General features: G+C 53.4%; 9 protein-coding genes. 5 read left to right on the top strand and 4 right to left on the bottom strand.

Features of this window, described 5'->3' with window-relative positions; translation table 11 throughout:
• From ABJQ89_RS17925 to ABJQ89_RS17910, 4 genes are all read right to left on the bottom strand, one after another.
• A partial coding sequence (locus ABJQ89_RS17925) for a phage tail protein (protein WP_348497521.1) occupies positions 1-296 on the bottom strand: 296 nt, incomplete at its 3' end.
• A gap of 230 nt (positions 297-526) precedes the next feature.
• Complete coding sequence (locus ABJQ89_RS17920) at positions 527-1,195, bottom strand: hypothetical protein (protein WP_348497520.1); 669 nt, start codon at positions 1,193-1,195, stop codon at positions 527-529.
• Positions 1,192-1,788 carry a helix-turn-helix domain-containing protein gene (locus tag ABJQ89_RS17915; protein ID WP_348497519.1) on the bottom strand — a complete coding sequence of 199 codons (597 nt, stop codon included), beginning with the start codon at positions 1,786-1,788 and terminating at the stop codon, positions 1,192-1,194. Before ABJQ89_RS17915 ends, ABJQ89_RS17920 begins: the two co-directional genes overlap by 4 nt.
• 76 nt (positions 1,789-1,864) lie before the next feature.
• Positions 1,865-2,734: an AraC family transcriptional regulator gene (locus ABJQ89_RS17910; protein ID WP_348497518.1), complete on the bottom strand. Its 870-nt coding sequence runs from the start codon at positions 2,732-2,734 to the stop codon at positions 1,865-1,867.
• A gap of 169 nt (positions 2,735-2,903) precedes the next feature.
• Between ABJQ89_RS17910 and ABJQ89_RS17905 the strand changes: the two genes are divergently transcribed.
• The 5 genes from ABJQ89_RS17905 to ABJQ89_RS17885 form a co-directional block, all read left to right on the top strand.
• Positions 2,904-3,485, top strand: coding sequence for an SRPBCC family protein (locus ABJQ89_RS17905; RefSeq protein WP_348497517.1), 582 nt, complete (start codon positions 2,904-2,906; stop codon positions 3,483-3,485).
• Positions 3,486-3,635: 150 nt separating this feature from the next.
• Positions 3,636-4,265 carry a DUF2306 domain-containing protein gene (locus ABJQ89_RS17900; protein ID WP_348497516.1) on the top strand — a complete coding sequence of 210 codons (630 nt, stop codon included), beginning with the start codon at positions 3,636-3,638 and terminating at the stop codon, positions 4,263-4,265.
• Between the two features lie 205 nt (positions 4,266-4,470).
• Entirely contained in the window at positions 4,471-5,601 is a 1,131-nt protein-coding gene (locus tag ABJQ89_RS17895; RefSeq protein WP_348497515.1) for an ABC transporter substrate-binding protein, read from the top strand.
• Between the two features lie 53 nt (positions 5,602-5,654).
• On the top strand, positions 5,655-6,575 hold the full coding sequence (locus tag ABJQ89_RS17890) for a branched-chain amino acid ABC transporter permease (protein WP_348497514.1): 921 nt from the start codon (positions 5,655-5,657) through the stop codon (positions 6,573-6,575).
• Positions 6,572-7,278: branched-chain amino acid ABC transporter permease (locus ABJQ89_RS17885; RefSeq protein WP_348497513.1), on the top strand; the 707-nt coding region annotated here is incomplete at its 3' end. The genes ABJQ89_RS17890 and ABJQ89_RS17885, both read left to right, overlap by 4 nt.

Below are 7,278 nucleotides of genomic sequence, written 5' to 3'. Positions count from 1 at the left end.
ATCGTGATGGTTTCACGTTTGATCGTGTTCATCTTAATTTTGCTAAACCAATCAAAGAACTCATTGTTATTTATAAAAATACCTCTTTTGAACGTCACATTGCCAACCTTGACGATGCCGGGCATCTTTATTGTGTCAAATCCCTTTGAATCATCTGCCCGATATTCAATAATTTGCGTTTCGGCATCGAGACCAGAGACCTCCTGAAAGGGAATGTTCTTTTGCTGATCATCGAAATCGACGCTGAAATAAAACTTGGGTAATGGCCAAACGGCGCTTTCGGTATCATCGACCATGAATAAGCCTTTCAATCTATTGCTATGAAGACAGTCCTAGCTGCCCTCGATAGGTAGAGTTGCATAAATCGCGGTCATTTATCCAGTTTGCTCCGTGATCAATCCCCGCCCTGTTCGATCTCACAATAAGCTGCTCTGAAAAGATAGGTTTTTTGAGCTGTTGCTCACCATCAAAGCTCGCTTAGATGCGATCCCAACCCTGAGCGCGCGCGCTTCGCCTTTTGCTCTGACTAAATCTGCGAGATCAATTCCAAAGCATCAGCGCCAACATTTGCCCCTGAGACAAGCGCGCCGTGGCATGGGGCTATGGTTGTTGGGGCCTTGTTTTGGAGCGTTTGAGTGAGCCAAGCCAGATATTCAGCTCGATCTTTGACACCAAACTTTGGGAAGGTGCCGAGCAATTCGGGGTGCTCGACCACTGCACCGATAGGGGCTTTTGCGCCGCAAAAGGCGTCGGTGACGATCCAGAGGGTGGAATCGGTTGTGCTGCTCTGCATCCAAATCTCACCCGTCTTTAGACCCTTGGGTTCCAGCACGTCCCAGCCGCCCGCAAGGGGGAGCGGGACCTCTTCAAGCGATGTAAAACTCAACGAGGTTTGCTTTTCGAGGCGTGGTTTTGCGGCAGCGGAGCAGCATAGGATAGCCTCGGGAAAGGCGGTGTGAAATTCGCCTAGCCCCTTATGGTGGTAATGATTTGGCGCAAGTAGATGTGTGACCTTGCCGATCTTACCTAAGCTTTCCATCGCGACAGGGCCCAATCCGAGGACGGGGCTATAAAGACAAACACCGCCCGTCGCCAATTTAACAGCGGTGCAACGCAGATTGCCTTTTTGAGCGGTATAGATGCCCTCAAACCCCGCGACGGGGGTGAAGGCGGAAAGGTCTTTGCTTTTGCTCATCTGAGGGTGCCTTCCATTGATGAGAGAAATGTTTTCACCGCGACGCGAAGATCATTTGCATCCGTCGTCGTACGCGACATGGACCAGAGGCCGTTGGTGAAGACCACGAAAACATCCGCAAGCGCGCCAAGATCAAGAGGTGACAGCGCACCACAATTGCGGCGCTCGTTGGCTAGGGCATTTGTGAACCCCCTGCGCAGACGCGCGTTATGTTCCGCGACTTTGGCTTTCGCGGATGCATCGTGCGGGGCGATTTCGGTACTTGAATTTGCCACAAAACAACCGGGTCCTGGCAAGCCAATGGTTTCGGCAAGAGCGATCTGGGATTCATAGTAGGCGGCGATTGAGGATAGATCCGCATCACTGGCTTCAACGCGGCCAAATGCGGGCGTTACAATGAGGGTCTGATAGCGGTCAAAACAGGCCTCGAAGAGCTGCTTTTTACCACCAAAACCCGCGTAAATGCCATGGCGGCTCACCCCTGTTGATTTCACGAGCGCATCCATGGATGTCGCGTGAAATCCGTGTGTCCAGAACTGATGCAGCGCGCGTTCGGTCAGTTCGAGTGTGGATGTGGCAGATTCTCTGGGCATGGAGATTTCGTAACAGAATGATCATTCTGCTACAAGCATAAATCTAATTCCACCGCTCTCGCGGGCGCCTTCGATGTTAAGCGAGTGTTAGATGGTTTTTAGGTGAAACGCCGAATTTGCGGGAATATTCGCGGCTGAAATGCGTCGGGCTTTCATATCCTACGTCATAGGCGACCGCAGAAACGGAAAGCCCGCCTTTCATAAGAAGTCCGCGCGCTTCGCTTAGTCTCAGGTCTTTTTGATATTGCAGCGGCGTGGTGCCCGTCACCGTTTTAAAGTGCTCATGAAACGAAGAAGGGCTCATCCCCACGATTTGCGCCAGATCGCCCATGACAAGCGTTTCGCGAAAGCTGCTTCTGATTTCACTGATCGCGGTGGCAATGCGGCTTGCATGGCTATCAACCAAAAAGAGACTGCGAAGCATCCGGCCGACCGGAGACATGAGAAGGCGAAAGTGGATTTCTTTGACGATCATGGGGCCAAGCACCTTGGCATCCAGTGGCGCATCCATCAATTCCAGATAGCGCATCATCGGTTCCATATAAGTTGGGTCAGCAGGGCTCGCGACGAGCGCGCTGGTCGCGCCTACATCCGAAATCTGCTCGCCCATCTCTTCATAAAGGCTGCGCAGAATGCCCAAATCGACAGAGAACACCAAAGCACGATAGGGTTTTTCGGGGCTGGCTTCGGTAATTTTGGCCAGCACGGGCAGGGCGTGGCTGATAAGAAGTGTGTCGCCTTGCGCAAGGGAAACGGAGTTATTCCCGATATGCACATCTTTGCCGCCCTGTAGGATCAAGCAGATGAAAGGGTCGTAGACAGCAGATTCAAAATCGCTCACTTCATCGCGGCGAAAGATCAATGCAGCCTCTAAGTCTTTGACGCGATCATTACCTTGAAGCGCTTCGAATTGCTCTGAAAGCTGTAAAAGTCGTTCTATCGTCATCGCGCTCTCCCTTGCCTGCTTGTACCAAGAGCAACGCATAAACGCACGCCGTGTCATTTGGATTTGGAGAAATAGGCAAGCCTTTTGGAGAATCCGGCGGGACGCAAAGGCGCGTTTTATCCTAAATCAGTTCTCCCAATGAATGGAACTGAACAGGACTTTACCCAACATGAAGACATCCACCTGGCTTGCCACTCACGTTCTTGCTGTTGCGCTGAGCGCACCGCTCTTTGCTGACACGACACCACAGAACCTGGAGGCAAATTGCGACGCCGTCCAAATGCGCGGCAGCGTTGCCCAAATCAGCGCAACGCACTCTACTGTCTTTACATCAATCCTGATTGATGCAGCCCCGACGGCAGTTTGGAGCACATTAACCAATTTCGAAACCATGCCTGATTGGAGCAACGGCACCTTGCAAACAATCACCGGAGATATCAGCGATGGCGGGAGCGTCGTTGTGACGTTTCTGTTCGGAACGGATGATCAAGGCAATCCGGTTGCCAATGAAATCCCCCATAATCTGATCTACACAGAGGGTGAAATATTCGGCTGGTCCGATCCGTTTCCTGCTGAAATTGGCGGCGGTCATGACAATCATCTGTATCAAGTCGTGCCGTGCAACGGAAAAACACTTTTTGTGCAATCCGATGAAATCGTGAACAATCCATATGCGGCGAATTTCGTGAACACGCTTTTGCCAGGTTATCAGCAGTTCAACGCGGAACTGAAGGCGACTGTAGAACAATAAGCCAAACGCCAGCTTAGATCGCGCGCTCTTTATTGCGAAGGCAAAGGGAGCGCGCGATTTGAACATACAAAATTGCATAATTCTTATACGCATTCAGTCAATTTTCAGACAGAACAGCATATGTATTTTGGGCTCAAAGGATAACCCAATATGCAAAAGCCAATGTCCGACACAAAGCTGCTAAGCGTTCTTCTCTTTCTGTGCCTTGTCCCTGTTTTATCGGGAAGTCTGCGCATGGTGTCCCTCGCCATCGATGGCGCGGCCAGTGCGGAGAATGTGAATTACCTCGCGAACCCAATGCCCATCATCGCGCATGTTTTGAGCTATATGATCTTTTGCGTCTTCGGAACGTTTCAGATCGCGCCAGTTTTTCGACAACGCCACATCAAATTGCATCGCCTCATGGGTCGCCTGCTTTTACCTATCGGTTATATCGCAGCATTTAGTGGAATTTGGATGACGCTCTATTACCCACCTCTGCCCACCAACGGGGAGGCGGTCGGCTACGTGCGTATCGTCTTTGGGATTGGGATGATGCTGTGTATTACCCTCGGCGCGATTGCGATTTGGCGGCGTGATATCCCGAAACATCAGGTCTGGATGCTGCGGAGTTACGCCATCGCGCTTGGCGCAAGTACACAAGCCGTCGTCGCGATATTTTGGTTCGCGCTGATCGGGCAACCGCAAGGTGTTCCATGGGCAATTGCGATGTTCATAACTTGGGTTTTCAATCTGCTCGTGGTCGAATGGTACCTTGAGCGCCAACGCGCGACAGCATAAAGCGCAGCAGTGCGATCACGCGCATCTTTGCCCAAAATTGGATCATGTTTTTGCAATTTCGCTACGCCACCCGTCAAGCTGCGCTCAAGTAAACGGGGTATTCTACAAATCGGTGATTGCACCTTGCCCCTATCCCCGCTCTATTCGCCAACGAGCTTACCTGCGCAGAACAGGTAGCACCGAAATAGATAGGGAGTGACGAAAAATGAAAAACCTTTTGATGGCGACAGCGGGGGCTGCGCTTTGCGCGACGGGCGCGATGGCGGATGTGAAGATCGGGATGATCACGACATTGTCCGGCGGCGGCGCGGGTCTTGGCATTGATGTGCGTGATGGTTTCATGCTCGCGATTGAGCAATCCGGCCGCGATGACATCGAAGTTGTGATTGAAGATGATCAACGCAAGCCTGACATCGCTGTGCAACTGTCCGACAAGATGATTCAATCCGAGCGCGTTGATATTATGACGGGTATCATCTGGTCCAACCTTGCGATGGCGGTTGTGCCAAGCGCGGTGAACCAAGATGTGTTTTACCTTTCACCAAATGCGGGTCCATCTGCGCTGGCGGGCAAAGGGTGCCATCAGAACTATTTCAACGTCGCATGGCAGAACGACAACCTGCACGAAGCGGCGGGCGCATATGCGAATACGGCTGAATACAAAAACAGCTTCATCATGGCGCCGAACTATCCAGCGGGCCAAGATGCGTTGACAGGCTACAAACGCATGTACGGCGGTGAGCTGGCGGGCGAAGTTTTCACCAAGCTCGGTCAAACCGATTACGCGGCTGAAATCGCGCAAATCCGTGCCTCTGGCGCTGACAGCGTCTTCTTCTTTCTGCCGGGCGGCATGGGCATTTCCTTCCTCAAACAATACGCGGACAGTGGTGTAGATATCCCCGTCGTCGGACCTGCGTTCAGCTTTGACCAAGGAATTTTGCAAGCGGTTGGCGATGCGGCGCTTGGCGTTGTGAACACGTCCCAGTGGAACAAAGACATCGAAAACGCGACAAACGCGGCCTTTGTCGAAAGCTTCTCAGCGGCCTATGAGCGTCTTCCATCGCTTTACGCGAGCCAAGGGTTCGATACCGCGAACCTGATACTCTCCGCGTTGGAAACTGCGAAACCTGACGATGCGGATGCCTTCCGCGATGCATTGCGCGCCGCGAATTTCGACAGCACGCGCGGCGATTTCGCATTCGGGTCTAACCAGCACCCAGTGCAAACGATCTATGCACGCGAAGTGATCAAAGAGGGTGACGTGTTCACCAACAAAATCCTCGGTGTGGCGCTCGAAAACCACGCAGATGCATATGCGGGCGACTGCAAAATGTAAGTGAGACTTGCCTGCCCCCTCATCGTTTGGGGGCAGGCACTTCGGGGAAATTCATGTCCACTATTCTGATTATCGAGCAGGTCCTTAACGGGCTGCAATTTGGTGTCATGCTGTTTTTGATGGCTGCTGGTCTGACCCTAATTTTCGGGGTCATGGGCCTCATCAATCTCGCGCATGGCTCGCTTTATATGGTAGGTGCCTTTGCCGCTGCTGCCGTGGCGGGCTGGAGCGGTTCGTTTTTGCTCGCGCTCATCGCTGCGCTGGCCGCTGCCGCGCTGGCGGGGGTGATCATCGAAACGGTGGTGATCCGACGGCTTTATAAGGCGGCGCATTTAGATCAGGTGCTGGCCACTTTCGCTCTGATCCTGATCTTTTCCGAGGGCACGCGCTGGGTGTTCGGATCTTTCCCCCTTTTCCTTGATATTCCCGATGCCCTGTCTGGTCCTGTGACCTTGCCCGGTGGCATCCAATATTCGCTTTATCGTCTCACCTTGATTGCCATTGGTCTGCTGGTCGCTGTCGGCCTCTGGGCGCTGATTGAGCGCACGCGCATCGGTATTCAAATCCGCGCGGGCGAAAATGATCGTGAAATGATTGCCGCGCTCGGCGTTGATATCTCCAAACTTTACACACTGGTTTTTGCCCTCGGCGCGGCGCTCGCAGGGCTGGCTGGCGCATTGGTCGGCGCGATCCAATCGGTGCAGGTCGGCATGGGTGAACCCGTCTTGATCCTCGCCTTTGTGGTGATTGTGATCGGCGGGATCGGATCGATCCGCGGTGCCTTTATCGGGGCGCTTTTGGTGGGTTTGACCGATACGCTTGGCGGTGTGTTCTTGCCGGAACTTTTCAAGCTCTTCATGGACAGCGGCGCAGCGCAAAAGAGCGGTTCTGCCATCGCATCCATGGGCATCTACGTGTTGATGGGGATCGTTCTGATCTGGCGTCCCACCGGACTATTCGGAGCACGCGCATGAAGGTGAAAGAAAGCTATATCACCGCCGCCATGCTGTTCGGGCTGCTGGCCGTGCCGCTCTATGCGCTGATCTCGGATGAGCCGTTTACCATCACTTTGGTCACGCGCGCGGTGATCCTCGCGCTCGCGGCTGTGGGGCTGAACGTCGTGCTCGGCATCGGTGGTTTGGTCAGCTTTGGCCATGCGGTGTTCTTCGGGATTGGCGGCTATGCCATGGGCATTCTGGCCTATCATGCGCAAAGCTACACGGCGCTCGATCTCGGCCTTTTCAGCGCCGATGGCACGAAATTCATGCCCATCATCTGGCTCGTCGCGATGCTGATGTCGGCGCTGATTGCCCTGCTCATTGGCCTTTTATCCCTGCGCACGAGTGGGGTTTATTTCATTATGATCACCCTCGCGTTCGGGCAAATGTTCTACTATTTCGCTATCTCTTGGGCGCAATATGGCGGTGAAGACGGGCTATCGATCTACATCCGCAATGATTTTCCGGGTCTCAACACGCTGGTGCCGATCCAGTTCTTCGGCATCTGTTTTGCGATCCTTTGCGCCGTGCTGTTCATCTTTGCCAGGCTGCAAGCCTCACCCTTTGGCCATGCCCTGAACGCAACGCGCCAATCAGCGGCGCGCGCGGAAACTGTTGGCCTCAACCCCATGCGGATGAAGCTGGTCGCCTTTGTTATTTCCGGCATGATCACCGGCCT

This window comes from Planktotalea sp. (assembly GCF_039984035.1).
Lineage (GTDB): Bacteria > Pseudomonadota > Alphaproteobacteria > Rhodobacterales > Rhodobacteraceae > Planktotalea.
The sequence above is the reverse complement of the archived record's forward strand: the minus strand, read 5'-3'. Positions and strand labels throughout refer to the sequence as shown.

Excerpts from the sequence above, each read along its gene's own strand:
- ABJQ89_RS17895 (WP_348497515.1), top strand. The coding sequence starts at position 4,471 with ATGAAAAACCTTTTGATGGCGACAGCGGGGGCTGCGCTTTGCGCGACG.
- ABJQ89_RS17890 (WP_348497514.1), top strand. The coding sequence starts at position 5,655 with ATGTCCACTATTCTGATTATCGAGCAGGTCCTTAACGGGCTGCAATTT.
- ABJQ89_RS17910 (WP_348497518.1), bottom strand. The coding sequence starts at position 2,734 with ATGACGATAGAACGACTTTTACAGCTTTCAGAGCAATTCGAAGCGCTT.
- ABJQ89_RS17905 (WP_348497517.1), top strand. The coding sequence starts at position 2,904 with ATGAAGACATCCACCTGGCTTGCCACTCACGTTCTTGCTGTTGCGCTG.
- ABJQ89_RS17920 (WP_348497520.1), bottom strand. The coding sequence starts at position 1,195 with ATGAGCAAAAGCAAAGACCTTTCCGCCTTCACCCCCGTCGCGGGGTTT.
- ABJQ89_RS17900 (WP_348497516.1), top strand. The coding sequence starts at position 3,636 with ATGCAAAAGCCAATGTCCGACACAAAGCTGCTAAGCGTTCTTCTCTTT.
- ABJQ89_RS17915 (WP_348497519.1), bottom strand. The coding sequence starts at position 1,788 with ATGCCCAGAGAATCTGCCACATCCACACTCGAACTGACCGAACGCGCG.